23 protein-coding genes and 1 pseudogene are annotated in these 23950 nt (G+C 59.0%); 15 read left to right on the forward strand and 9 right to left on the reverse strand.

Going from position 1 to position 23950, the window contains the following annotated elements; genetic code table 11:
- The first annotated feature begins 110 nt into the window (after positions 1-110).
- From GBC55_RS08360 to GBC55_RS08370, 3 genes are read left to right on the forward strand one after another with little or no spacing between them, the layout of a single operon-like run.
- Positions 111-1919 (forward strand): ATP-binding protein, encoded by a 1809-nt coding sequence (locus GBC55_RS08360; RefSeq protein ID WP_162437011.1) that lies wholly within the window; start codon positions 111-113, stop codon positions 1917-1919.
- Positions 1916-3310, forward strand: a complete 1395-nt coding sequence (locus GBC55_RS08365; protein WP_162437012.1) for a sigma-54 dependent transcriptional regulator — start codon at positions 1916-1918, stop codon at positions 3308-3310. The genes GBC55_RS08360 and GBC55_RS08365 overlap by 4 nt, the downstream gene beginning before the upstream one ends.
- A gap of 40 nt (positions 3311-3350) precedes the next feature.
- A complete protein-coding gene (locus tag GBC55_RS08370; RefSeq protein ID WP_162437013.1) occupies positions 3351-3806 on the forward strand; it encodes a thioesterase domain-containing protein in 456 nt (151 codons plus the stop codon).
- A gap of 12 nt (positions 3807-3818) precedes the next feature.
- On the opposite strand, the gene cysQ is transcribed toward GBC55_RS08370, so the two are convergent.
- Positions 3819-4646: a 3'(2'),5'-bisphosphate nucleotidase CysQ gene (gene cysQ / locus GBC55_RS08375; protein ID WP_162437014.1), complete on the reverse strand. Its 828-nt coding sequence runs from the start codon at positions 4644-4646 to the stop codon at positions 3819-3821.
- The gene (gene nudE / locus GBC55_RS08380) at positions 4643-5209 is read right to left on the reverse strand and encodes an ADP compounds hydrolase NudE (RefSeq protein ID WP_162437015.1); all 567 of its coding nucleotides are present in this window, start codon (positions 5207-5209) and stop codon (positions 4643-4645) included. Before nudE ends, cysQ begins: the two co-directional genes overlap by 4 nt.
- A gap of 90 nt (positions 5210-5299) precedes the next feature.
- On the opposite strand from nudE, the gene yrfG reads away from it, so the two are divergent.
- Positions 5300-5962 (forward strand): GMP/IMP nucleotidase, encoded by a 663-nt coding sequence (gene yrfG / locus GBC55_RS08385; RefSeq protein WP_162437016.1) that lies wholly within the window; start codon positions 5300-5302, stop codon positions 5960-5962.
- Positions 5963-6056: 94 nt separating this feature from the next.
- Here the strand turns inward: yrfG and lysM are convergent, their stop codons facing one another.
- Positions 6057-6506, reverse strand: a complete 450-nt coding sequence (lysM, locus tag GBC55_RS08390) for a peptidoglycan-binding protein LysM (RefSeq protein ID WP_162437017.1) — start codon at positions 6504-6506, stop codon at positions 6057-6059.
- Positions 6507-6644: 138 nt separating this feature from the next.
- Between lysM and GBC55_RS08395 the strand changes: the two genes are divergently transcribed.
- From GBC55_RS08395 to GBC55_RS08410, 4 genes are all read left to right on the forward strand, one after another.
- A complete protein-coding gene (locus tag GBC55_RS08395; RefSeq protein ID WP_162437018.1) occupies positions 6645-7532 on the forward strand; it encodes a LysR family transcriptional regulator in 888 nt (295 codons plus the stop codon).
- A 91-nt stretch (positions 7533-7623) separates the two neighbouring features.
- Positions 7624-8463, forward strand: coding sequence for a formate dehydrogenase accessory sulfurtransferase FdhD (fdhD, locus tag GBC55_RS08400; protein ID WP_162437019.1), 840 nt, complete (start codon positions 7624-7626; stop codon positions 8461-8463).
- Entirely contained in the window at positions 8460-10808 is a 2349-nt protein-coding gene (locus tag GBC55_RS08405) for an FdhF/YdeP family oxidoreductase (protein WP_162437020.1), read from the forward strand. Before fdhD ends, GBC55_RS08405 begins: the two co-directional genes overlap by 4 nt.
- Positions 10809-11076: 268 nt before the next feature.
- The gene (locus GBC55_RS08410; protein WP_162437021.1) at positions 11077-11562 is read left to right on the forward strand and encodes a glycine zipper domain-containing protein; all 486 of its coding nucleotides are present in this window, start codon (positions 11077-11079) and stop codon (positions 11560-11562) included.
- 89 nt (positions 11563-11651) lie between these two features.
- Here the strand turns inward: GBC55_RS08410 and GBC55_RS08415 are convergent, their stop codons facing one another.
- From GBC55_RS08415 to GBC55_RS08425, 3 genes are all read right to left on the reverse strand, one after another.
- On the reverse strand, positions 11652-12071 hold the full coding sequence (locus tag GBC55_RS08415; RefSeq protein WP_162437022.1) for a thioesterase family protein: 420 nt from the start codon (positions 12069-12071) through the stop codon (positions 11652-11654).
- 169 nt (positions 12072-12240) lie between these two features.
- On the reverse strand, positions 12241-13467 hold the full coding sequence (locus GBC55_RS08420; protein WP_162437023.1) for a 3-hydroxyacyl-CoA dehydrogenase: 1227 nt from the start codon (positions 13465-13467) through the stop codon (positions 12241-12243).
- Between the two features lie 111 nt (positions 13468-13578).
- Entirely contained in the window at positions 13579-15507 is a 1929-nt protein-coding gene (locus GBC55_RS08425) for an ATP-dependent DNA helicase RecQ (protein ID WP_162437024.1), read from the reverse strand.
- A 346-nt stretch (positions 15508-15853) separates the two neighbouring features.
- On the opposite strand from GBC55_RS08425, the gene GBC55_RS08430 reads away from it, so the two are divergent.
- The 3 genes and pseudogenes from GBC55_RS08430 (at position 15854) to GBC55_RS08440 (ending at position 17440) form a co-directional block, all read left to right on the forward strand.
- Complete coding sequence (locus GBC55_RS08430) at positions 15854-16141, forward strand: hypothetical protein (RefSeq protein ID WP_162437025.1); 288 nt, start codon at positions 15854-15856, stop codon at positions 16139-16141.
- 48 nt (positions 16142-16189) lie between these two features.
- Entirely contained in the window at positions 16190-16543 is a 354-nt protein-coding gene (locus tag GBC55_RS08435) for a DUF1493 family protein (RefSeq protein WP_162437026.1), read from the forward strand.
- Positions 16544-16585: 42 nt separating this feature from the next.
- Positions 16586-17440 (forward strand): annotated as a pseudogene (locus tag GBC55_RS08440) (DMT family transporter).
- Between the two features lie 63 nt (positions 17441-17503).
- Here the strand turns inward: GBC55_RS08440 and GBC55_RS08445 are convergent.
- Together GBC55_RS08445 and hslO are read right to left on the reverse strand one after the other, a co-directional pair.
- The gene (locus tag GBC55_RS08445; protein WP_162437027.1) at positions 17504-19045 is read right to left on the reverse strand and encodes a phosphoenolpyruvate carboxykinase; all 1542 of its coding nucleotides are present in this window, start codon (positions 19043-19045) and stop codon (positions 17504-17506) included.
- A gap of 182 nt (positions 19046-19227) precedes the next feature.
- Positions 19228-20130 carry an Hsp33 family molecular chaperone HslO gene (gene hslO, locus GBC55_RS08450; RefSeq protein ID WP_162437028.1) on the reverse strand — a complete coding sequence of 301 codons (903 nt, stop codon included), beginning with the start codon at positions 20128-20130 and terminating at the stop codon, positions 19228-19230.
- 103 nt (positions 20131-20233) lie between these two features.
- Between hslO and GBC55_RS08455 the strand changes: the two genes are divergently transcribed.
- Positions 20234-21037, forward strand: a complete 804-nt coding sequence (locus GBC55_RS08455; protein ID WP_162437029.1) for a phosphatase PAP2 family protein — start codon at positions 20234-20236, stop codon at positions 21035-21037.
- A 157-nt stretch (positions 21038-21194) separates the two neighbouring features.
- On the opposite strand, the gene GBC55_RS08460 is transcribed toward GBC55_RS08455, so the two are convergent.
- Entirely contained in the window at positions 21195-21602 is a 408-nt protein-coding gene (locus tag GBC55_RS08460; protein ID WP_162437030.1) for a S4 domain-containing protein, read from the reverse strand.
- A 116-nt stretch (positions 21603-21718) separates the two neighbouring features.
- Between GBC55_RS08460 and GBC55_RS08465 the strand changes: the two genes are divergently transcribed.
- The 3 genes from GBC55_RS08465 to rimK are packed head-to-tail and all read left to right on the forward strand — an operon-like array spanning position 21719 to position 23897.
- A complete protein-coding gene (locus GBC55_RS08465) occupies positions 21719-22498 on the forward strand; it encodes an EAL domain-containing protein (RefSeq protein WP_162437031.1) in 780 nt (259 codons plus the stop codon).
- Between the two features lie 35 nt (positions 22499-22533).
- Positions 22534-22995, forward strand: a complete 462-nt coding sequence (locus GBC55_RS08470) for an ATP-dependent zinc protease (protein ID WP_178114285.1) — start codon at positions 22534-22536, stop codon at positions 22993-22995.
- Entirely contained in the window at positions 22992-23897 is a 906-nt protein-coding gene (gene rimK / locus GBC55_RS08475) for a 30S ribosomal protein S6--L-glutamate ligase (protein ID WP_007972871.1), read from the forward strand. Before GBC55_RS08470 ends, rimK begins: the two co-directional genes overlap by 4 nt.
- Positions 23898-23950 lie beyond the last annotated feature (53 nt).

A 23950-nucleotide genomic window follows, 5' to 3' on the forward strand; every position in this document is an offset into this window, starting at 1 on the left:
CAGAGCCGCAGCGTTCGGCCAAGTCTCTCGTTGCCATCTGATCCAACGACGCTGACGTCTTTTCCCGAGCGTGGGCATAATGCGCCTGTACTTTCAGGCGCTCGATGCTCATGACTCCGACCCTTCCCCGCAGACCCCGCTGGCGCAGCCTCGCACTGCTTGCGCTGTGTCTGGCACCTTTGCTGTGGCCGCTGGAGCATCTGGCCGAGCGCTATTACCGCAGCGAACTGGCGGGGCAGAATCGCCAGACCCTCGATCTGTATGTGGCCAACCTGCTGGGCACGCTGCACCGGTACGAGGTGTTACCGCAGATCCTCGGTGATCTTCCGGCCCTGCGCGCGGTGCTGGGCGCGCCGGACGATAGCGTCACGCAAGGCAACGCCAACCGGTTGCTGAAGAACATCAGCGCCCAGACCGGTGCCGAGGTGATGTACCTGATGGACACCACGGGCAAGACGCTGGCCGCGTCCAACTGGGATAAAAACGACAGCTTTGTCGGGCGCAATTTTTCCTTCAGGCCGTATTTCAGCGAAGCCATGGCCGGACGGCTCGGGCGCTTTTTTGGCTTGGGTACGACGTCCGCCAAGCGTGGCTACTTTTTTGCTGCGGCCGTGCGGCACGGCGAGAAAATCATCGGCGTGCTGGTGGTGAAGGTCGATCTGGACCACACCGAAAGCTTGTGGGGCAAGACCCCAGAGCAATTGCTGGCGACCGACCACAATGGCGTGGTCATTCTGACGTCGCGACCAGAATGGCGCTTCCGCTCGACCCGGGCGTTGAGCGAAGAAGAGAACAAGGCCATTACTGCGATTCAGCCCTATCCAACCCGCGACCCCAAACCGCTGAAACTCAATCCGAATGCGTGGCTGACGCAATCCCGACAAATTGAAGAAACCGGCTGGACCGTCAACATTCTCGCGCCGCGCACCCTGATCGACCGCCCCGTTCGCACCGTGGTCGCCATCGGCGGCGCCACTTTGCTGGTATTGATGCTGTTGCTCGGGCTGATGATGCAGCGTCGGCGCCATTACCTCGAACGCATCGCTTTCGAAGCCAAGGCGCGCCGTGAACTGGAAGGGCGTGTCGCCGAGCGTACCAGTGATCTGGAAGGTCTCAACCGACGCCTCAAGGAAGAAGTGCTGGAGCGCGAACAGGCCCAGCAGGAACTGGTGCGCGCCCAGGATGATCTGGTGCAGGCTGGCAAACTCTCGGCGCTGGGGACGATGTCGGCCAGCATCAGCCACGAACTGAACCAGCCGCTGGCAGCGATCCGCAGCTACGCGGAAAACGCCGAAATACTGCTCGATCACCAGCGTACTGACGATGCGCGTGGCAACCTCAAGTTGATCAGCGAGTTGACCGCGCGGATGGCCTCGATCATTGCTCACCTGCGCGCCTTCGCCCGGCGCGATCGACACGCCCCTGAAAGCGTTGCCCTGCAACCGGCGCTGGATGACGCGCTGGCCCTGCTCGCCAAGCGTCGGCGCAGCATGGAAGTCGAGCTGATTCGCGATTTGCCCGCCGCCACTTTGTGGGTCGAAGCGGGGGAAACCCGTTTGCGCCAAGTGCTCGGCAACCTGCTGGCGAATGCCCTGGACGCCCTCACGGAAAAAGGTCCGCCGCGTAAACTCTGGCTGAGTGCCCAATCCACCGCTGATGGCGTTACCTTGTACATTCGCGATAATGGCCCGGGCTTCTGCATGGAAGCCCTCGGACGCGCCAGCGAGCCCTTCTACACCACCAAGACCCGCACCCAAGGGCTTGGACTGGGGCTGGCCATTTGCGAAACCCTGATGCGTGCCTTCGGCGGTGAACTGTTGTTCTCCAACCACAAGGAAGGCGGCGCCCTGATTACCCTGAAGCTGCGCCCAGGCGCACCGGGCGTGAGCCTGCAACCGTCCGAGGACCGAAGTGCATGACCATCGACAACCGCATCCAGGTCGTGCTGATCGACGACGATCCCCATCTGCGCCAGGCGTTGAGCCAGACGCTGGACCTTGCCGGCCTGAAGATCTTGTCGCTGGCGGAAGCCAAAGGCCTCGCCGCACAGTTGGAACGCGACTGGCCAGGCGTGGTGGTCAGCGACATCCGCATGCCAGGCATGGACGGCCTCGAACTGCTGACCGAATTGCATGCTCAAGATCCGGAGCTGCCGGTGCTGTTGATCACGGGTCACGGCGATGTACCGTTGGCGGTGCAGGCGATGCGCGCCGGGGCCTATGATTTTCTCGAAAAGCCCTTCGCCAGCGATGCGTTGCTCGACAGCGTACGTCGCGCATTGGCCCTGCGCCGACTGGTGCTGGACAACCGCAGCCTGCGTCTGGCCCTGAGCGATCGCAATGAATTGAGCGCCCGGCTGGTCGGCCAGTCGGCGCCGATGTTGCGCCTGCGCGAGCAGATCGGCGCGTTGGCCGCCACCAAGGCCGATGTGCTGATCCTCGGTGAAACCGGGGCCGGTAAAGAAGTCGTCGCCCGCGCCCTGCACGATTTATCAAATCGGCGAAACGGTCCGTTCGTGGCGATCAACGCCGGAGCGCTGGCCGAATCGGTGGTGGAAAGCGAACTGTTCGGTCACGAGCCGGGGGCGTTCACCGGCGCGCAGAAACGTCGCATCGGCAAGTTCGAGTTTGCTAACGGCGGCACGCTGTTTCTCGATGAAATCGAAAGCATGAGCCTGGATGTGCAGGTGAAGTTGCTGCGCTTGCTGCAAGAGCGCGTGGTGGAGCGTCTGGGGGGTAATCAGCAGATCCCGCTGGACATCCGCATCATCGCCGCGACCAAGGAAGACCTGCGCCAGTCTGCTGATCAGGGACGCTTTCGCGCCGACTTGTATTACCGCCTGAACGTCGCGCCGTTGCGCATTCCACCTCTGCGCGAGCGCGGTGAAGATGCGCTGGTGTTGTTTCAGCATTTCGCCGATGAGGCCAGTGCCCGTCACGGTTTACCGCCCCACGAATTGCAACCGGGGCAACGCGCCCTGTTGCTGCGTCACACCTGGCCGGGCAATGTGCGGGAGCTGCAAAATGCGGCGGAGCGCTTTGCGTTGGGACTGGAGTTGGCACTCGACAACAGCTCGTCCGATGGCGTGTCCGGCACGGCTGTTGAAGTCGTCGGCGGAGGCTTGAGCGAGCAGGTGGAGCATTTCGAAAAGAGTCTGATCGCGGCGGAACTCGCACGCTCCCACAGCTCGGTCCGCAGCCTGGCTGAAGCACTCGGCGTCCCACGTAAAACCCTGCACGACAAACTGCGCAAGCATGGGTTGAATTTCGCCGACAGCAGCGCCCATACCTCCACCGACGACCTTGATTGAGCCGCCGTCCAGTCATCCACCTGAAAGCAAGAGAGCATTCATGAGCCGCAACAGTCGCTACCTGGAATCCATCCTCCATCACGACATCCCCCTGACGCGGGACATGGGCCTCAAGGTGCTCGACTGGCACGACCATCAATTGCGCCTGCACTTGCCGCTGGAAGCCAACGTCAACCACAAGAGCACCATGTTTGGCGGCAGCCTGTATTGCGCCGCCGTGTTGGCGGGCTGGGGCTGGCTGCATTTGCGTTTGCGTGAAGAAGGGATTGAAGACGGGCACATCGTGATTCAGGAAGGGCAAATCAGCTATCCGTTACCCGTGACGATGGATGCGGTGTCGATTTGTCAGGCGCCGAGTGCCGCGGTCTGGAAGAAGTTTCTGGCGATGTATCAGCGATACGGTCGGGCCCGGATTACGCTGCATTCGCGGATTGTGAATGCTGACAGTGATGACGATGCGGTGACGTTTACCGGGCAGTATGTGTTGCATCGGTGAAGCAAAAGATCTTCAAACCCGAGCCAGCTCCAGCAATTTTTCCCGCCAGGCCGCTTTCGCCGGCAGTGCCAGAAAGAACCCGTTCAACAACGATTCCCGCGCCGGATAACTGAACGACGCTCCGCTCAACTCCAGCACCTCACCGCCCGCCCCTTCCAGCACGCCTTGGGCGGCCGCCGTATCCCACTGCGATGTCGGCGCCAGGCGTGGATAACAATCCGCCGAACCTTCCGCCAACAAGCAAAACTTCAACGAGCTGCCGATATTGGCCAGTTTCAGTTCACCCAGACTGGCACTCAAACCCGCCAGCAAGCGCTCCTGCTCGGGGCTCGAATGCCGCCGGCTCGCGACGACAGTAAAAGCCTGCCCTGTAGGCGGCACCGTGCGAACCTGGATCGGCGATGGCGGAGTATCTTTATCACCACGCCACGCCCCCAACCCTGCGCCACCGACATAAAAGCGTCCGCTGGTCGGCATCGAAACCACACCAAAAACAACCTGACCCTGCTCGATCAACGCGATGTTGACGGTGAACTCTTCGCTCCCCGAGATAAACTCCTTGGTCCCGTCCAACGGATCGACCAGCCACCAACGCTGCCATCCGGCACGCACGGATTGGGGAATGTTGGCGTCCTCTTCGGACAGCACCGGAATGTTCGGATCGAGCGCCGTCAGGCCATCCAGGATCAAATGGTGCGCCGCCAGGTCAGCGGCAGTCACTGGAGAATCGTCGGCCTTGGCAGTCACAGCCGTGCCCGTGCGCCAGAACGGCAGGATCGCGTCACCCGCTTGCAACGCCAGCGCGACGACGGGTGCCATCAATGGGTGTGGAAAATTCATGGCAGAAACACCCCGCGCTGAGTCAGCAGGTCACGGGCCAGATACAGCGCCGCCAAGGCACGGCCCTCGGTGAACTGCGGGTTTTGCGCCAGCGCCGACAGCTCGCGCAGGTTGACCTTGCTCACGCCCATCGGCTCCGGCTCATCCCCCTCCAGGCTTTCCTCGTACAGATCGGTAGCAAGCACCACCTGGATCTTCTGGCTCATGTAACCGGGTGACAACGACAACTCGGTTACATGCTCCAGTTGCCGTGCGCCATACCCCGCCTCTTCCTTGAGCTCGCGCTCGGCCGCGGCCAGTACATCTTCGCCCGGCTCGATCAAACCTTTGGGCAGCGACATTTCGTATTCATCAGTGCCGCCGCAATACTCTTCGACCAGCACCGCATGGTCCGAATCGAGCATCGCCACAATCATCACCGCGCCATAGCCGGCGCCCTTGCCGACCAATCGCTCATAGGTGCGCTCCACGCCGTTGGAAAAGCGCAACTTGAGCTCTTCGACGCAGAACAAGCGACTGGTGGCGACGATCTCGCGGGCGAGGATGGTGGGTTTCTGGCGCATGAGCGGCTCCTTGGCGATAGCGGGTTACTATACCCGGCCTATCCTCATTGTTGATCCCGGATATCCTTTTCACCGCTGGAGAAGTTTTTTATGTCCCTGCTGCCCTGGCACGACATCGACACCGTTCTGTTGGACATGGACGGCACGCTGCTGGACCTGCACTTCGACAACCATTTCTGGCTTGAGCACTTGCCCCAGCGCTACGCCGAGTTGCACGGGGTGAGCCGGGCCATGGCCGAAATGGAATTGCAGCCGCTGTTTGAGCGTAACGCCGGCCAGTTGCAGTGGTACTGCCTGGACTTCTGGAGCGCGGAACTCAAGCTGCCGGTGCGTGAACTGAAACTGGAAACCGCGCACCTGATCGCCCTGCGCCCTGATGCGGATACCTTCCTGGCGGCGATCAAGCGAGCAGGCAAACGCGTGGTGCTGATCACCAATGCGCACCGTGATTCGCTGTCATTGAAGCTGGAGCGAATAGAGCTGGCGCCTTACTTCGAGCGTCTGATCAGCTCTCACGATTACGGTTTCCCCAAGGAAAACCCGCAATTCTGGGACGCCTTGCAGGCGGACATCAGTTTCGACCCTGCGCGCAGCCTGTTTATCGACGACACCTTGCCGATCCTGCGCAGTGCGAGGGATTTTGGCGTGGCGCATTTGCTGGCGGTGCGCGAGCCGGACAGCCGCAAAGGGCCGAAGGACACGGCGGAGTTTGCGGCGGTTGGGGATTATCGGGAATTGATTGCCGGGCTTTGAAACCGCGTCGCCTGCATCGCTGGCAAGCCAGGCTCCCACATAATCCTTGTGGGAGCCTGGCTTGCCAGCGATGGCCATCACCCCATCTTGAGCCTTATTCGGGAATCCGCAGCGACTGCCCCGGATAGATCTTGTTCACATCCTTGAGCATTGGCTTATTGGCCTCAAAGATTTTTTGATACTTGTTGGCATCGCCGTACACGCGCAGGGAAATCGCGCTGAGGGTGTCGCCTTTCTCGACCACGACGAACTTCGCGGCGACGACAACGGGACCGGTGACGGTGATCTGGTCTTCTACACCACTGACACCTGCGACGTTGCCCAGCGACAGCAGGATTTTTTCTTTCTCTTCCTGGGTCGCGGCCTCGCCACTGGCGATGACCTTGTCACCCTCAACCTTGACCTGAATCTTGGAAGTGTCGATACCTGTCAGGGCATCCTTCACGTGCTTGGTCAGCGCTTCGCTATTGGCTTCGGCCTTATCCGGCGTCAGCGCACCGAGGATTTTTTCACCGGCTTCTTTGAGAAAACTGAAAAGGCTCATCGTGTGCTCTCCATAGGAATAAATGGGTCCAGACGCAAAAGCCTAGACCAAGCTTGCCAAGTGCGGATCCAACCCGACCAATGACGCCGATTCCCCCCAGGCGCTAGAATCCCAACCTTCCCGCGCCCTGGAGTGAAGATGGACATCAAGCAGCTGAAATTCCTCATCGCCCTCGACGAAACCCGCCATTTCGGTCAGGCGGCCGCCCGGTGTCACATCACCCAGCCCACCCTCTCGATGCGCCTGCGCAGCCTCGAAGAAGAGCTGGAGTTGCCGCTGGTCAACCGCGGTCAACGCTTCGAAGGCTTTACCGCTCCGGGTGAACGGGTTCTGGCGTGGGCGCGCACGGTGCTGGCGGCCTATGACGGTCTGCAAGCCGAAGCGGCGGCCTGTCGCGGTAACCTGGTCGGTACGCTACGGCTGGGTGTGGTGCCGCTGTCGAGCTTCGACCCGCTGCCGCTGATGCAGCGCTTGCATGCTGAACACCCGAACCTGCGCTTCGAACTCTCGGCCCTCAGTTCCGAACAGATCCTCGAACAGCTGGCGAACAATCGACTGGACCTCGGCGTTTCCTACCTCGAACGCCTGGATGGCGAGCGCTTCGATTCCCTGGCGTTCAGCGAAACCCGCATGGGCTTGCTCTACGATCAACGCTTCTTCAATTTCGGTGAGACGCCGCTGAGTTGGGAGTCGCTGATCGAATTGCCGCTGGGCATGCTCACCAGCGGCATGCACTTTCGTCAGTCGATCGACCATAACTTCCACAGCCGTGGCCTCACACCTCAGCCGCTGTTGCAAACCGACGCCGTGCATCAACTGTTACAAGCTGTGCACGGCGGCCTGTGCTGCGCCGTTATGCCGCTGGACGGTGGCTTGGAAAATCTCACTGATCACTTGCGTCTGCAGCCCATCGAAAACGCCCAGACCCTCGCCCGGCTAGGGCTGATCATGCGTCGCAGCGCCCCGCGCTCGGCGCTGGCAGAAGCCTGTTTTGCGATTTATCAGAAATCGCCGACGGGCGCTTGATCGACGCCATCTATCAGCGCATCAGTATTAGCGATTAGACGCGACCCTTTGACGCGCCTAGGCTTAAAGCTGATCAATCCGTGGTGATGCCATGAACGCCAAGCGCCCATCCAGCGCGGCGCCTGCCCTCGAAACGCCCGCGCCCGCTGCGAGTCAGACCTACAGCTACAGCAACCTTGAAAACACCGAGTCGGACAGCACCGCGCTGGCCGAGGAAGTCGCGTTGGCGATTGCCTACAACGGCATCAGCCAGGCCGTGATGCTGGTGACGCCGACCGATCTGGAAGACTTTATCGTCGGTTTCAGCCTGGGCAGCGGCATCATCGAGGACGCCACCGACATCTATGACCTGCAGCTCACCGGTTCGGGCTCCGCACAATACGCCCAAGTGACCATCGCCAATCGCGCCTTCTGGAACCTCAAGCAGCAACGTCGGCAAATGGCCGGCACCAGCGGTTGCGGTCTGTGCGGCGTGGAAGCGGTCGAACAGGCACTGCCCGACCTCAAGGTCTTGCCTGGCGCCCCACTGCCTCCGGCCGAATGGCTCGACGGCCTGCGCCAGCGCATCGGCGCATTTCAGCCCTTGGGCCAACATTGCGGCGCGGTGCATGCGGCGGTGTTCATGAACGACCAGGGCGAGTTGCTGATGGGCCGCGAAGACATCGGACGGCATAACGCCCTCGACAAGCTGATCGGCGGGCTGATTCGCCAACGCATCCCGATGACCGGCGGACTGGCGATCGTCACCAGCCGATGCAGCCTCGAATTGATCCAGAAAGTGCTGCGGGCAGGCATCCAGACCCTCGTCAGCCTGTCGTCGCCCACCGGCCTTGCCGTGCAATGGGCCCGCCGTCACAACCTCAATCTCATCCACCTGCCGCAAAAAAGTGCGCCGCGGGTCTACAGCCCTGCGTTGGAGAATCAAGCGTGAGTCAACACAATCAAGCCGACCAGAAACCCGTTCCGCGCTACAAGCCTTACAAAGGCCCGGCCGGTGGCTGGGGCGCGTTGGCCAGCGTTGCCCGTGCCTGGTTGACCAGTGACAACGCGCTGAAAAATTTGCGCATGATGCTTAAAACCAACAAGAACGGCGGATTCGACTGCCCCGGTTGCGCCTGGGGCGATTCCAACGAAGCCGGCATGGTGGCGTTCTGCGAGAACGGCGCCAAAGCCGTGAACTGGGAAGCAACCAAGCGGCGTGTCGATGGCGCGTTCTTCGCCAAGCACAGTGTGAGTTCGTTGCTGGAGCAAAGTGATTACTGGCTCGAGTACCAGGGCCGACTGACCGAGCCAATGAGCTACGACGCACAAACCGATCGCTACAAGCCGATCAGTTGGGAAGACGCCTTCGCCTTGATTGGCAAACATCTGCAAGGGCTGTCGAGCCCGAACCAGGCCGAGTTCTATACCTCGGGCCGCGCCAGCAACGAAGCCGCGTTCCTCTATCAGTTGTTCGTGCGCGCCTACGGCACCAACAACTTCCCCGACTGCTCGAACATGTGCCACGAGGCAAGCGGCGTGGCGTTGTCGCAAAGTGTCGGCGTCGGCAAAGGCACCGTGACATTCGACGACTTCGAACATGCCGATGCGATTTTCGTCTGGGGCCAGAACCCCGGGACCAACCACCCACGAATGCTCGAACCGCTGCGCGAAGCGGTGAAACGGGGTGCGCAGGTGGTGTGTATCAATCCGCTGAAAGAGCGCGGCCTTGAGCGCTTCCAGCACCCGCAGCACCCGCTCGAAATGCTCACCAACGGTGACAAGCCAACCAACACCGCGTACTTCCGTCCGGCACTGGGCGGCGACATGGCGATCATGCGCGGCATGGCCAAGTTCCTGCTGCAATGGGAGCGTGATGCGCAGAAGGCAGGTGAGCCTGCCGTGTTCGACCACGACTTCCTGAATGAACACAGCGTCAACGTGCTGGAATACCTGGGCACCGTCGACGACACCTCATGGGAGCAGATCGTCGAGCAATCCGGCCTGCCCCTGGTGGAGATCGAGCAAGCCGCGCGGATGTACGCCAAAGGCAAGAACGTAATCATGTGCTGGGCGATGGGCATCACCCAGCATCGCCATTCGGTGGCGACCATCCAGGAAATCGCGAACCTGATGCTGCTGCGCGGCAACATCGGGCGGCCAGGTGCAGGTCTCTGCCCGGTGCGTGGTCACAGCAACGTGCAGGGCGACCGGACCATGGGCATCAACGAGCGTCCGCCGGTGGCGTTCCTTGATTCGCTGGAGCGTCGTTTCCAGTTCAAGGTGCCGCGCGAAAACGGCCATAACGTGGTCGAGGCGATTCACGCCATGGCCGAGGGTCGCGCGAAAGTCTTCATCGGCCTGGGCGGAAACTTCGCTCAAGCGACGCCCGACAGCCCGCGCACGTTCCAGGCGTTGAGCAATTGCGACCTGACGGTGCAAATCAGTACCAAGCTTAACCGTAGCCATTTGGCCCATGGCAAAGCCGCCCTGATCCTGCCGTGCCTGGGGCGCACCGATATCGACATCCAGACCGAAGGCCCGCAGGCGGTGACTGTTGAAGATTCGTTCAGCATGGTCCACGCGTCCAACGGTCAACTGCAGGCACTGTCGAAGCAGATGCGTTCCGAGCCTGCGATCATCGCCGGCATCGCTGCCGCGACTCTGGGGAGCAGGCCGGTGGACTGGAATTGGCTGGTGGCCGACTACGATCGTATTCGCGACCTGATCGCCGACACGATTCCAGGCTTTCGCGACTTCAACGTGAAGGTCAAGCATCCGGGGGGCTTCTACCTTGGCAACAGCGCGGGTGCGCGCAAGTGGAACACGGCATCGGGCCGCGCCAATTTTCGACCAAACGTTCTGCCCAAAGACCTTGTGCATGAGCGCACACGCGCGACCGGCGTGCTGCCGGATTTGATCATGCAGTCGTTGCGTTCCCACGATCAGTACAACACCACGATCTATGGGCTTGATGACCGTTACCGTGGGGTGAAAGGCCAGCGTGATGTGCTGTTCGTGAACGAGGCCGACATCATTCGCCTGGGCTTCAAACCAGGTCAGAAAGCGGACATCGTTTCGATTTGGGATGATGGCCGTGAGCGTCGGGTGAAGGGGTTTACACTGCTGGCATTTGATATTCCGGCAGGTCAGGCAGCGGCTTACTATCCGGAAGTGAACCCACTGGTGCCGCTGGAAAGCACTGGGGATGGCAGCCATACGCCGACGTCGAAGTTTGTGGCGATACGGTTGGAAGCGGCGAGTGAAACTGGATTGATCATGGCCAGATCGGCCTGACATGGATCGTGGATCGTTCCCACGCTCTGCGTCGGAACGATCTTAACTTTTCAGCGGCAATTCACTTTTCGATCGCCCACAAAAAAGGCCGTTTTTTCACAAAAACGGCCTATCCGAAGTAACTAAAGACCGGCGAAAAACACTTAAGTTCCGTCTAAAAAACAGTAACTTATAGAATTGTGTACAAGTCGTGTTACTCGTCGGATTGTGATTGTCACCACTACCACACAGCCTCAGGATCGCGTCGTCATCCCCTTGAGGTTCCTCTATGAAGTTCTCCTCGATTCTCTTGTTGTCCCTTGGCCTGGTCAGTGGCTTCGCTTCTGCCGGAGGCACCACCGAAGCAGGTGTGGGCGGCGCATTGGGCGGGGTTCTTGGCTCGGTCGTCGGACAGTCGTTAGGCGGCAACACAGGTTCAACCATTGGCGCAGCCCTGGGTGGCGCGGGTGGTAGTGCAGTCGGCGCAGACAAACGCAGCCGTGGCGAAGCAGCCATTGGCGGCGCATTGGGTGCGGCAGGCGGTAACGTGGTAGGCCGCAGCGTGGGCGGCACCACTGGCAGCCTTATCGGCTCTGCAGCAGGCGGCGGCGCAGGTGGTGCGCTGGGCAACTACATGGGTAACAAGAGTGACGACGATGATGATCGTCATTCCAGTCGCGGCCGTGACGATCGCCGTTACTACCGCGATGGTCACCCTGGACGCGGTCACGCCTATGGCCATCGCAAGCATCACAAACACAATCGTCATCGTTGATTGCTAGACGATCAAAAGATCGCAGCTTCCAGCAGCACCTGCATCGGTTAGTGAACCTGCAGAGCTGTCGGAGGCTGCGATTTTTCGTTTCAGATCACCAACCGCTCCAATGCCGTGCGTAACGGGCCAGGGATCGTCACCGGCTCATTCGACGCACGGTCCACGAACACGTGAACAAAACGCCCCGCCGCGCAGGCTTCATCTTCGCCGGCTTTGAACACTGCCAATTCATACTGCACCGAACTGTTGCCCAGCTTGCCCACGCGCAATCCGATCTCGATCCGATCAGGGAAAGCAATGGACGCAAAATAGTCGCAGGCTGAACTCACCACGAAACCCACCACGTCACCTTCATGAATATCGAGCCCCCCGACTTCGATCAGGTAGGTATTCACCGCCGTGTCGAAGAAGCTGTAGTAGGTGACGTTGTTGACGTGACCGTAGGCGTCGTTGTCATGCCAGCGCGTGGTGATGGGCTGGAAGTGCGGGTATTCGGTGCGTTGCGGCATCGGCGTCGGTTCCTTGAATGTGAGGGGCAGTCTAATGCGAAAACCGTGTCGTATTCATCGCCAGCAGGCTGGCTCCCACAGCGGGTCTTCAACGTGCACTAATAGTGTGTCCGGCGCAGATCCAAAGTGGGAGCCAGCCTGCTGGCGATGAGGCCGGTGCTGTCCCCGATTATCTTTCAGCAAACCCCTTGCCCATCGCCTCCAGTTCCCCAATCAAGCGGGCCGGCTGCCAGTGATCGCCCTGCCGGGTCTCAAGCGCCAACAAGCGTTGATGGATATCCGCCAGCCCTTGCTGATCCGCCCAGGCCATTGGGCCGCCCTTGTCCGCCGGGAAGCCATAACCGTTGAGATAAACCAGATCGATGTCGTGCGCGGAGCCGGCGATGCCTTCCTGGAGAATCTTGGCCCCTTCGTTGACCAGAGCCAGCAAGCAGCGCTCGAGGATCTCCTCAGGCCCGATCTCCCGGCGCTGGAAGCCCAACCCTTCGCTGACCTGCAGAACCAGCGCATCGACCTCCACATCGTGCTCAGCCTGACGACTGCCCGGTTCATAGCGGTAGTAACCGTTGCCACTTTTTTGCCCGAAGCGCCCCAGCTCACACAAACGGTTGTCCACTTGGACCTCTGGTGCATCCTGTCCCGTGCCCGCTAACTCCCGAGCGCGCCACTGCAGGTCGATCCCGACCACGTCGAACATGCGGAACGGTCCCATCGCGAAACCGAAACCTTGCAGCGCCGCGTCCACCTGATAAGGATAGGCACCTTCCAGCAGCATCTTGCGGGCTTCGAGCACGTAGGTATTGAGCATGCGATTGCCGATAAAACCATCGCAATTGCCGGAGACAACGCTGACCTTGCCCATGCGCTTGCCTAGCGCCAGCGCGGCATCCAGAACCGCTGACGCAGTCTTGGCGCCACGGACGATTTCCAGCAGCTTCATGATGTGCGCCGGGCTGAAGAAATGCAGGCCCAGGACTTGCTCTGGCCGTCGGGTTGCCGCGGCAATGGCGTCGATATCCAGCGCCGAGGTGTTGCTGGCCAGAATGGCTTCAGGCTTGAGCAGACCATCCAGTTCGCGGAAGATTTTTTGCTTGAGCTCAAGGTTCTCGTAAACCGCCTCAATGACCAGATCGACGTCGCGAATCGCTGCGTAGTCAGGAGCCGTTGTAACTCGAGCAATGCGTGCGTCCGCTTCGGCCTGGTCGATACGCCCCTGGCGCACGTTGTGCGCGCAAGTCTGCGCGACTGCGTCCAGCGCCTGTTCAAGCATCTGCGGATTGTTGTCGACCCATTGCACCGGCACTCCGGCGTTGGCCAGGCACATCACAATGCCCCGGCCCATGGTGCCCGCGCCGATAACGGCTGCGCGCTGAATATTGAACGGTGTCTGGCTCATGGTTGTTCTCTTGTTGGCGATCCAAAGACAGCCCTCACCATAGTCAGCCACCGCGTATTTTTGAAATTTATTCCTGTGATGAGCAACATTCAGCGGATGGATGAGCCTGTGTCAGAGGCGCGTTTCAACCCAAGCCCGCACGTCGCCATAGGGATAATCCTCCAGCACCGCATACCCCGACATGGCACGCGCTTTTAACTTGGTAAACAACGGCACACTGATCCCGCATAGAAACCGCGTGACGCGTTCAGCCGAGGGAGCGCTGCCGGTCTGCGCTTCGTGCTTGTGGATAAAGTCACTACACAGCGCTTCGAAAGACTTATCCACAAGTGCGGGGAGCTCTGGCGGCGATGGCAACCGTGCTATGTCCCCATGGCACACCGAACAATGCCCGCACCGCTGCGGCGCATTTTCATCGCCGAAGTACTCGGCCAGTCGATAACCGAGGCATTGTTCAGTGGCAAAAAGGTCCAGCATGGCGTGAATCCGGGCGATCTCGGTGCGCTCATGCTTTGTGAAGTAAGCATGCAGTTCTGCGCCCAGTGCCTGACTGTCAAAATCCGTCTGCAATACGCTGTAGACCTCGGTCATGAGCTTGCTCTCCAGCTCGATCCAACCCTTTTCCTGGAAGTAATCCAGCGCCTTCACTACCCGACCGCGCTCGGCTTGATATTGATCGTAAAGCGCGTCGAAACTCACCGTCGCCCAAGCGCGCGCACGCTTGGAAGTCTGGATAATCGCGGCAACGAAATCCTTCCGCTCGCCCTCGAAACGGGCAAGTAAAACCTCGGGCTCCTGCACATACTTGAAGCGGTATTCGGCGTAATAGGCATAACGCGGGGCGATGATCCTGCGCAGTTCCAGCTGTACCAACAACGTCTTGAGCGGGAGCTGCCGAATGTTGCTCTGATCTGCCAACGGGCCCAGCAAAAACTCCCATTGTCCTTCCGGCGCTGCCGCTCGCAATTCGTCGAGCACATGCCGGATACCGTCCAACTCAGGGGTGTCGCCGTAGACGAAGTTCTCCAGCACGTTGAGGCTGTCACGGTTGGCCAGGACCAGGCAGTCCGACGGCTGCCCGTCACGTCCGGCGCGACCGATTTCCTGGCTGTAGTTCTCGATCGATTTAGGCAGGTCAAAGTGCACCACATTGCGGATGTCACTCTTGTCGATGCCCATGCCGAACGCGATGGTGGCAACGATGCAGTTGGACTGGCCGCCCATGAAGCGTTTCTGGATGGCTTCCCGCTGCTCGTGGGGCAAACCTGCGTGATACGCCTCGGCCTGGATACCGTTGCGTTCCAGGTGCTCGGCAATGTGTTCAGCGGTTTTCTGCAAGGTGACATAAACGATGCTGGGCTGGCCCGGCCGCTGGCTCATCCATTCGACGAGTCGTCGGCGCTTGTCCTGACCCCGTACCGGTTCCACCAGCAGGTTGAGGTTGGGGCGGTAGAACCCCGTGGTTACCACGTCTTCAGGCGCAATGGCGAACTTGGCCTGCATGTCCGCGATCACCTTGGGGGTCGCCGTAGCGGTCAGTAGCAGCACCTGCGGGATGTTGAACTGATGCTGGTAGTCCGGAAGCTTGAGGTAATCGGGTCGGAAGTTATGACCCCATTCGGAAATACAATGCGCCTCGTCCACCACCAGCAAGGAAATCGGTACCTGCTGCAAAAAATTGCGAAAGCGTTCGTTTTTCAGGCGCTCTACCGAAATCATCAAAATCTTCAGCTCGCCAGACTTGGCGCGAGCCATCACATCACTGGCCTCATCACGACTTTGGGCCGAATCGATACTGCCTGCCGAGATGCCATGGCGCTGCAGGAATACGAGTTGATCCTGCATCAGCGCGAGCAGCGGTGACACCACCAGTGTCAGGTGCGGCAGCAACAAGGCAGACAATTGGTAACAGATGGACTTGCCCGATCCCGTAGGGAAAATCGCTGCGGCTGAACGACCGGCCAACACGGCGCTGATCGCTGCTTCCTGGCCGGGACGAAACTGTGAGAAACCGAAAACCTGTTCCAGGGTGTTGTGCATAAGCTGTCACTCCGTTGACCGCTGCGAAGCCCAAAGCCTAGCTGGCGATTGCAGCGAGTCGAGAAAAGGTCGGGGGCAAAACGATACGGGATGATACAGCGGATGGCGGAATAATCAGGACGGTTTGTCGTTATCGCGTCTGACGAAACCGTGGGAAATTTCTTCTTTATCGGTGTCTTTCACAAAACGTGTAGGGCCAATCCGAAAGGGCAGTAAAGCCCCTACACACCCTGTCGATTGAGGCTGTATTGCACACACAGGTCGGCATCGTCATAGTTTTCGCCGCGGCTGAAAATACTTGTCGGCCAGCCGGAGCGACCTCCGAATTCATCAAGGACAGGCTTCAATGAATCAGATCAATCCGCCTACAGAACGCTACCGACCGCTGAAGACCAGCTACAGCGAAACGCCCGTGCTAGTCATCGACTCGGAAGCCGATCCGCACGAAATACTCGACGCCGCCCGACAACGCATCCGCGCCGCCAGTGACCTGCTTGAAACGCTTTACTGTCAATGTTTTGAACAAGCCGAAGCCAGTGACATCCCCAAAATCATCAGCGCGCTATACCTGCTGACACAAGACGGTCACGAGCTGCTCGAAGTCGCTCGACAACGGATTCCAAAATTACCGTAATCTGAATCCCCTGCCACAGTCCCGTCCTTCGTATCGGATAACCCCGCAATGAATCTCGCCTCCGACTTGCCCGACGACCACGACATGCAGTTGCTGATTGAGTTGCTGCACGAAGAACTTGGCCTGCCCGAACGTAAAACCGTTAGCCTCGCCACCTCGATCAACGTCGACCTCGGTTGCGACGGCGCTGATGCGCGAAACCTGATGGAGACGCTGGAAGAACAGTTCGACATCGACTTCGTCGATTATGACGCCTATCGCTACTTCCACCCCGAAGGCTACGATGTGTTCCTTAAACGCAGGGCCAAAGGACGTGGCAACAAGGTTCCGCTGACCGTTGGCATGCTCTACCGGGCTATCAAGGCCCGCTGCTGGGATACTCAGGCGCTGGAAAGCCTCTGACGTCCGCAGCGCAATCTATAAGGACATAGAGTGGACGTACTGATGGGATTGCTAGCCGCCGTGATGTGGGGCGGTACGGATTTCCTGGTGGGTTTGAATGCCCGCGCAGTGGGTGTTAAACGCGCCGTTTATTTCGGTCAGGCGTTGGGTTTCTGCATCATGAGCCTGCTGCTGATCGCTTTCCCCGCATTTATCCTCAAGTCGATGTCGGCATCGCTCCAAGTGTGGCTGATCGGCATGGGTGCCGCCATGCTGACCGTTTCCGGCGCACTCGCGCTGTCAAAAGCGTTCGCCCTTGGCAAAGCGTCTATCGTCGCGCCGTTGGTGACTTCCTATGGCGTGGTGACGACGTTGTTGTCATGGGCCGCAGGTGAGCAGATCAGTCTGATCCAGCTGTTTTGCATTGCCCTGTGTGTGCTCGGGGTCATCCTCTCGAGCATTCATTCCGACTCGAAGATTCCACACACGACTCAAGCCGGCAGCTCGATTGCCTACGCACTGCTTGCAGCTGTTTTTTATGGCACCAGTTTCTGGCTGTAAGGCCACTACGTGTTGCCAGTACTCGGGCCAGTGACGATGCTCTGGCTGGCGTACCTGATCGGACTTATGGTGCTGATAGTCATCGTCCTGAGAATTGAGGACGGCCTGAAAATTCCACCTCTGAAAAACTGTATGACACTCACTGGCGCCAGCCTGATGAACCTCGGCGGGTTTTCGTCATTCGCCTGGGGCGCGGTGGCAGGATCGGTATCGGTGGTGACGGTGATCAGCACGCTTTCCGGAGGAATCGCGGCGATTTTGGGGTATGTATTTTTCAAAGAGAGACTGGCGAAGATACAAATTCTTGGGGTTGTCCTGGTTTTACTCGGCGCATTTGTCCTGCACCTCAAAAACTGAAAAAACAGCGCCCACAAAAAAGCCGCCCCTAAAGGCGGCTTTCTCATGGCTTCAAACCAACACTTACAACTTCGGACCAGCAGCCTTGATGGCATCGCTCACGTCGAACTTCTTGAAGTTCTCAACGAACAGACCAGCCAGTGCTTTAGCCGATTCATCGTAAGCGGCTTTGTCAGCCCAGGTGTTACGTGGGTTCAACAGGCCAGTTTCAACGCCCGGCACGGCCAGTGGCACGTCGAGGTTAATGGTGTCGAGGTGTTCGGTTTCAGCACCGATCAACGCGCCGCTCTGAATCGCTGCGATGACGCCGCGAGTGGTCGGAATGTTGAAGCGCTTGCCGACGCCGTAGCCACCGCCGGTCCAGCCGGTGTTGACCAGGTATACCTTGGAGCCGAAGCCGCGGATGCGCTTGATCAGCAACTCTGCGTATTCGCCAGCTGGGCGCGGGAAGAACGGTGCGCCGAAGCAGGTGGAGAAGGTCGACTTGATGCCGCTGCCGGAACCCATTTCGGTCGAGCCCACCAGAGCGGTGTAGCCGGACAGGAAGTGGTAGGCCGCTTGCTCTTCGCTGAGGATCGAGACTGGCGGCAGTACGCCGGTCAGGTCGCAAGTCAGGAAGATCACAGCATTCGGCTCGCCACCGAGGTTCTTCTCGGAACGCTTGGCAACGTGTTCCAGCGGGTAGGCGGCGCGGCTGTTCTGGGTCAGGCTGACATCGGCGTAGTCGGCGTGCTTGGCATCATCGATGACGACGTTTTCCAGTACTGCACCGTGCTTGATGGCTTTCCAGATGACCGGCTCGTTCTTCTCGGACAAGTCGATGCACTTGGCGTAGCAGCCGCCTTCAATGTTGAACACAACGCCTTCGCCCCAGCCGTGCTCGTCGTCACCGATCAGGTAACGGCTTTCATCAGCGGACAGGGTGGTTTTACCGGTGCCGGACAGACCGAAAAACAGGGTCACATCGCCTGCTTCGCCAATGTTGGCAGCGCAGTGCATTGGCAGTACGTCGGCGGCCGGCAGCAGGAAGTTCTGCACCGAGAACATGGCTTTCTTCATCTCACCGGCGTAACGCATGCCGGCGATCAGCACTTTTTTCTGCGCGAAGTTGAGGATCACGCAACCGTCGGAGTTGGTGCCGTCACGCTCTGGAACGCATTCGAAGTTGGCAACGTTCAGAACCTGCCACTCTTCACGACCAGCAGGGTTGTACTGGGCCGGGTTGATGAACAGGCAGCGACCGAACAGATTCTGCCAGGCAGTCTGAGTGGTCATCTTCACGGCCAGGTAGTGATCTTCCGACGCACCTACATGCACATGGGAAACGAAGTGCTCTTGCGCGTTGTTGAAAGCCTCAACGCGGTCCCACAGGGCGTCGAACTTGTCGGCCGGGAACTTGCGGTTGATTGGGCCCCAGGCAATGGCTGACTGAGTGGTTGGCTCTTCAACAATGAAACGGTCAACTGGCGAGCGGCCGGTGCGATGACCGGTGCGAACCACCAGCGCGCCGGTATCGGCAAGCTCGCCTTCACCGCGATTCAGAGCTTCTTTAACCAGATCATCAACACTCAGATCGGTGTACACGGCGTTATTGGCTTGCGTCATGAGATTCCCCGTCGGCCAGTGGCCGAGTGTGCTCCAAACGTTTTGTAGTAGAAAGTTGTGCACTACTACCGCGACAAAAAGTGGGCCGGATTATGCCAGAAACGCCCAAAAATAGTAGGGCCCTCCCGTCGTAACGGCGTTATTCCGGCGCAAAGCAGTGAATTTACCTGCGCTGAACCGTTTTAGTGCCGGGTATCTGACGGAGTATCTACGCCCGCTCCAGCGAACAATTGAGTGATATCTGCGGCATCAAAGAGGTAGCGCTGGTTGCAGAACTGGCAATCGATTTCGATGTTGCCACCGTGTTCGATGACCAGTTCCTGCGCATCCTCCAGACCCAGACTCACCAGAGCATTGGCCGAACGTTCGCGGGAGCAACTGCAACGGAAGCGCAGTTTTTGCACATCGAAGAGTCGAACCTGTTCTTCGTGGTAAAGACGATGGAGCACGGTTTCATTGTCCAGGCTCAGCAATTCATCGGCGGTCAGCGTGCTGCCCAGCGCGGTGATGTGCTGCCAGCTGTCGGCGCGTTCTTCTTCGTCCTTGAGACGGTCGGCGGGCAATTGCTGCAACAGCAAGCCGCGAGCACGACGGCCATCCGCGTACAGCCAGAAACGCGTGCCCACTTGCTGGGACATGACGAAATAGTTGGTGAAGCACTCGGATAACGTTTCGCCGTCCAGGTCGACGATACCCTGGTAACGCTGACCCTGTTTCGGGTCGACCGTCAGCGCCAATACGCCATTGGGCATAAGGTCGGCGAGAGTCGCATCGGGGGCAATCCGGTCAGCTTCATAACGTGCCAGGCCACGGATTTCACGCTCGCTGGAACACTCGATCATCAACAGCGGGATCGGGCCGTCGGACCGGGCCTGGAGGATCAGCAGACCATCAAATTTCAAAGTGCCCACCAGCAGCGACGCGGCCGCCATCAACTCGCCCAGCAATTGCGCGACTGGCTCCGGATAGGCGTGTTTTGCCAAGACTTCGGCGTAGCTGAGTTCCAACGAAACCAGTTCGCCGCGGGTATCGCTGTCATCGAAGATGAAGCGTTGGGTGTAGTCGGTATCCGTTAGATCGGTCATAGGTCTGGGTATCTGAATTAATGACAAAGTGATTTCAAAAAGTGAGAATCTTGCTTATTCGGCACCGTTTTGGTGCGAAATGTTCAGCCATGGGAGGCATTTTATGAACAATCCGGGTTTGTTCCAAGCAAGGTGGAACCTGCGCCGGTTGGCTCTGTGCAACTTGGTACCGCTGGCGCTGCTGGCCTTCTGGTTATGGCCTACAGGGCAGATGGTGTGTGTGATTTTCGACGAGTGGCTTTTTTACCGCCTCAATTCGCCACTGGCGACTAACCCGATATGGCTGCACATCTGGGCGATTGCAAGTCTGCGCCCCTTCGACGCGGTGGTCGGCGTGATTCTTTTGACCCTGCTGATCAAAGGCGATTGGGTATTCAAAGCCAATGAAGTGCGCCAGGCGTTTTTCGGGTTTCTCTCGACACTGCTGTTGCTGCTGTTGATCCGGATGCTGTTTTCAAAACTGGCCGTGCATATGGACTGGCAGCACAGCAGTCCGTCGATGATGATCGACAGCGCCGTCCGCATGAGCGACTACTTTCCGGGTCTTGAAAAAGCCTGGGAACTGAAGGACCGATCGAGTCAGAGTTTTCCGGGAGACCATGCGTCAGTACTACTGATCTGGGCGCTGTTCATGACGGTGTTCAGTCGCTCCACCTGGCAGACAGCGGTGATCTGGAGTCTTGCGCTGCTGTTCATGATGCCGCGCCTGGTGGCGGGCGCCCACTGGGGTCAGGACGATTACATTGGCGGTGTGATGCTGGCGGTGTGGGCGCTGGGTTGGGGTTACTACACGCCGCTTGCCTATTATGTTTCAGAGTTTTTCCTGAAGGTAACGGCGCCAGTATTTGAACTGCTGAGCAGATTGCCAGTGGTTTCGCGGATGAGTGTGGTGCGAGCTACAAGTTAATGCCTTGATGCCTATGTGGCGAGGGCGCTTGCTCCCGCTCGGTTGCGCAGCAGCCGCAAAGCCAGACGACCGTGTTCTTGCTGGAAGAATGCAGTTGTCAGGATCAGGAGTCCTTCGGCCTCCAACGGAGCAAGCCCACTCGCCACAAAACAATGACTTACTGGTCGTTGCTGCTGCCACGAAACTTGAACAAATCCCGCCGCTGCTTCTTGCTCGGCTTGCCGTCCGTGCTCACGCCCAACGAGCCCGCTTTTCGCATGGCTGCAGCAGCTTCGCGTTTGGCGATACTGGCTTCGGTTTCGGCGTACAGTGTCTGTGCTTGCGGCGCGCCACCGCGCACGCTCGACAGCGCCTTGACCACCACCGTGCGCTCATCGAAACCGGCGCGAATCTGAAATTCGTCACCGACCCGGGGCTCCTTGCCCGGTTTGCAGCGCTCGCCACGACAATGCACCTTGCCGCTTTCAATGGCCGCTTTGGCCAGGGCACGCGTTTTATAAAAGCGTGCAGCCCACAACCACTTATCGAGACGGACCTTGTCGTCCTCTTCCTGTTTTTGTGCCACTGGAATTCCTCTTTCAGACAATAGTCGGAACTGTACTACCGTTTCTGTCGGGCGCAAGAACCCGGCCCTCCAGATAGAATGAGATCTTGGCCGGCTCAACGCCGTGGAGTGATCGAGTGACTATATTTCCGTCTTCATTGACTGCGCCCAAGGTCGGGTGTCAGGGATGTCAGCAAAGCGAGCCCTTGGGGTTCGATTTTGCCTTTGCTTACCAACCCATCGTCGACCTGCGAGATCACTCCATTTTCGCTCATGAAGCCTTGGTGCGAGGAGTGGACGGTCAAGGCGCGATGTCCGTGCTTGATCAGGTTACCGATCAAAACCGCTATCGTTTCGACCAGCTCTGCCGGACCCGAGCCATTGAAGGTGCGGCGCATTTGGGGATGCAAACGAACCTGTCGATCAACTTCATGCCAAACGCCGTTTACCGCCCCGAGCTGTGTATTCGAAGCACGCTGGAAGCTGCACAAAAGTACAACTTCCCGATCAATCAGCTGATTTTTGAAACACTGGAAAGCGAGCACGTAGATAACTATCGCCATTTGACCAATATTCTGCGTGAATACCGCGAATTCGGCTTCAAGACCGCCATCGACGATTTCGGGGCGGGCTACTCGGGGCTCAATCTGCTCGCCGATTTCCAACCGGACCTGATCAAGCTCGACATGGCGCTCATCCGCGATGTCGACCGCGATCGCGTTCGTCAGGCTATCGTTCGAGGGATTGTCACAATCTGTGCGGAGTTGAACGTTACAGTCATTGCCGAAGGCATCGAAAGCGCCGGGGAAAGGGATTTTCTGGCGGACTGTGGAATTTTTCTGATGCAGGGTTACTGGTTCGCCAAACCTGCATTCAAAGCGTTGGCCCAGGTAACACCTGGGGCCTGGACGCGTTAATCGCTGGTTTATCCCTATTGAAGACATTTGACCATTTGACCGTTGTCGGTCTGCGCGAGTGGATAGCGCTCCCGGATCTGGGAGTCGCCGGACTTCGCGCAAAAATTGACACCGGTGCCAGCACCTCCAGCCTGCATGCCACCGACATCGAACCGTTCGAGCGCGATGGTGAGCAGTGGGTGCGCTTTACCGCGCACCTCGGGACGGTGGTGCAACTGCGTCACAGGCGCTGCGAAGCACCGCTGGTGACGATGAAAACCATTAAAAGCTCCAATGGTCACGCGCAAATGCGATACGTGGTCAGCACTACCCTGGCCCTTGGTGATCGGGTCTGGCGGGTCGAGTTCACCCTCGCCTGCCGCAAATCCATGCGCTATCGCCTGCTACTCGGCTCCAAAGCCCTGATCGATGGCCAATTGGTGGTCAATCCGGGCATTAAATACGTACAAGACAAGCCGGTGTTCCCGGTATCTACCTCCTCCACAGGTGTTGCATGAAGATCGCTGTGCTGTCGCGTAACCCGCGTCTGTATTCCACTCGTCGTCTGGTCGAAGCCGGAACCGAGCGTGGCCATGAAATGGTGGTGGTCGACACCCTGCGCGCCTACATGAACATCGCCAGCCACAAACCGCAGATTCACTATCGCGGCAAGCCGCTGGAAGGCTTCGACGCGGTCATTCCGCGGATCGGCGCGTCGGTGACGTTTTATGGCTGCGCCGTGTTGCGTCAGTTCGAAATGATGGGGGTTTTTCCGCTTAACGAGTCGGTGGCCATCGCACGTTCGCGAGACAAGCTGCGCTCGCTGCAACTGCTCTCGCGTCGCGGTATCGGTTTGCCAGTCACCGGGTTTGCTCACTCGCCGGATGACATTCCCGATTTGATTGAAATGGTCAACGGTGCACCACTGGTCATCAAGGTACTGGAAGGCACTCAAGGCATTGGCGTGGTGCTTTGCGAAACCGCAACGGCGGCGGAGTCGGTGATCGAGGCATTTATGGGCCTCAAGCAAAATATCATGGTTCAGGAGTACATCAAGGAAGCCGGTGGCGCGGACATTCGATGCTTTGTGGTCGGCGACAAAGTGATCGCGGCGATGAAGCGGCAGGCCAAACCCGGGGAGTTTCGTTCCAACCTGCATCGCGGAGGGAGTGCAAGCCTGATCAAGATCACGCCGGAAGAGCGCATGACTGCGTTACGTGCGGCGAAGGTGATGGGCCTTGCGGTAGCGGGTGTGGACATCCTGCGCTCCAATCACGGGCCGCTGGTGATGGAGGTCAATTCATCGCCGGGCCTGGAAGGGATTGAAACCACCACCGGGAAGAATGTGGCAGGGATCATCATCGAGCATCTGGAGAAGAATGGCGGACCGAACATGACCCGGACCAAAGGCAAAGGGTAAAGCCCAAAGATCAAAAGATCGCAGCCAGCGGCAGCTCCTGCATGGGAATGCGT

The organism is Pseudomonas sp. TNT3 (assembly GCF_010095445.2).
Classification (GTDB): Bacteria; Pseudomonadota; Gammaproteobacteria; order Pseudomonadales; family Pseudomonadaceae; genus Aquipseudomonas.

Excerpts from the sequence above, each read along its gene's own strand:
- hslO (WP_162437028.1), bottom strand. The coding sequence starts at position 20,130 with ATGACCGATCTAACGGATACCGACTACACCCAACGCTTCATCTTCGAT.
- lysM (WP_162437017.1), bottom strand. The coding sequence starts at position 6,506 with ATGAGCCTTTTCAGTTTTCTCAAAGAAGCCGGTGAAAAAATCCTCGGT.
- GBC55_RS08415 (WP_162437022.1), bottom strand. The coding sequence starts at position 12,071 with ATGCCGCAACGCACCGAATACCCGCACTTCCAGCCCATCACCACGCGC.
- cysQ (WP_162437014.1), bottom strand. The coding sequence starts at position 4,646 with ATGAATTTTCCACACCCATTGATGGCACCCGTCGTCGCGCTGGCGTTG.
- yrfG (WP_162437016.1), top strand. The coding sequence starts at position 5,300 with ATGTCCCTGCTGCCCTGGCACGACATCGACACCGTTCTGTTGGACATG.
- GBC55_RS08360 (WP_162437011.1), top strand. The coding sequence starts at position 111 with ATGACTCCGACCCTTCCCCGCAGACCCCGCTGGCGCAGCCTCGCACTG.
- GBC55_RS08435 (WP_162437026.1), top strand. The coding sequence starts at position 16,190 with ATGAATCTCGCCTCCGACTTGCCCGACGACCACGACATGCAGTTGCTG.
- GBC55_RS08370 (WP_162437013.1), top strand. The coding sequence starts at position 3,351 with ATGAGCCGCAACAGTCGCTACCTGGAATCCATCCTCCATCACGACATC.
- GBC55_RS08410 (WP_162437021.1), top strand. The coding sequence starts at position 11,077 with ATGAAGTTCTCCTCGATTCTCTTGTTGTCCCTTGGCCTGGTCAGTGGC.
- GBC55_RS08425 (WP_162437024.1), bottom strand. The coding sequence starts at position 15,507 with ATGCACAACACCCTGGAACAGGTTTTCGGTTTCTCACAGTTTCGTCCC.
- GBC55_RS08445 (WP_162437027.1), bottom strand. The coding sequence starts at position 19,045 with ATGACGCAAGCCAATAACGCCGTGTACACCGATCTGAGTGTTGATGAT.
- GBC55_RS08420 (WP_162437023.1), bottom strand. The coding sequence starts at position 13,467 with ATGAGCCAGACACCGTTCAATATTCAGCGCGCAGCCGTTATCGGCGCG.
- rimK (WP_007972871.1), top strand. The coding sequence starts at position 22,992 with ATGAAGATCGCTGTGCTGTCGCGTAACCCGCGTCTGTATTCCACTCGT.
- GBC55_RS08455 (WP_162437029.1), top strand. The coding sequence starts at position 20,234 with ATGAACAATCCGGGTTTGTTCCAAGCAAGGTGGAACCTGCGCCGGTTG.
- GBC55_RS08365 (WP_162437012.1), top strand. The coding sequence starts at position 1,916 with ATGACCATCGACAACCGCATCCAGGTCGTGCTGATCGACGACGATCCC.
- GBC55_RS08430 (WP_162437025.1), top strand. The coding sequence starts at position 15,854 with ATGAATCAGATCAATCCGCCTACAGAACGCTACCGACCGCTGAAGACC.
- GBC55_RS08395 (WP_162437018.1), top strand. The coding sequence starts at position 6,645 with ATGGACATCAAGCAGCTGAAATTCCTCATCGCCCTCGACGAAACCCGC.
- fdhD (WP_162437019.1), top strand. The coding sequence starts at position 7,624 with ATGAACGCCAAGCGCCCATCCAGCGCGGCGCCTGCCCTCGAAACGCCC.
- nudE (WP_162437015.1), bottom strand. The coding sequence starts at position 5,209 with ATGCGCCAGAAACCCACCATCCTCGCCCGCGAGATCGTCGCCACCAGT.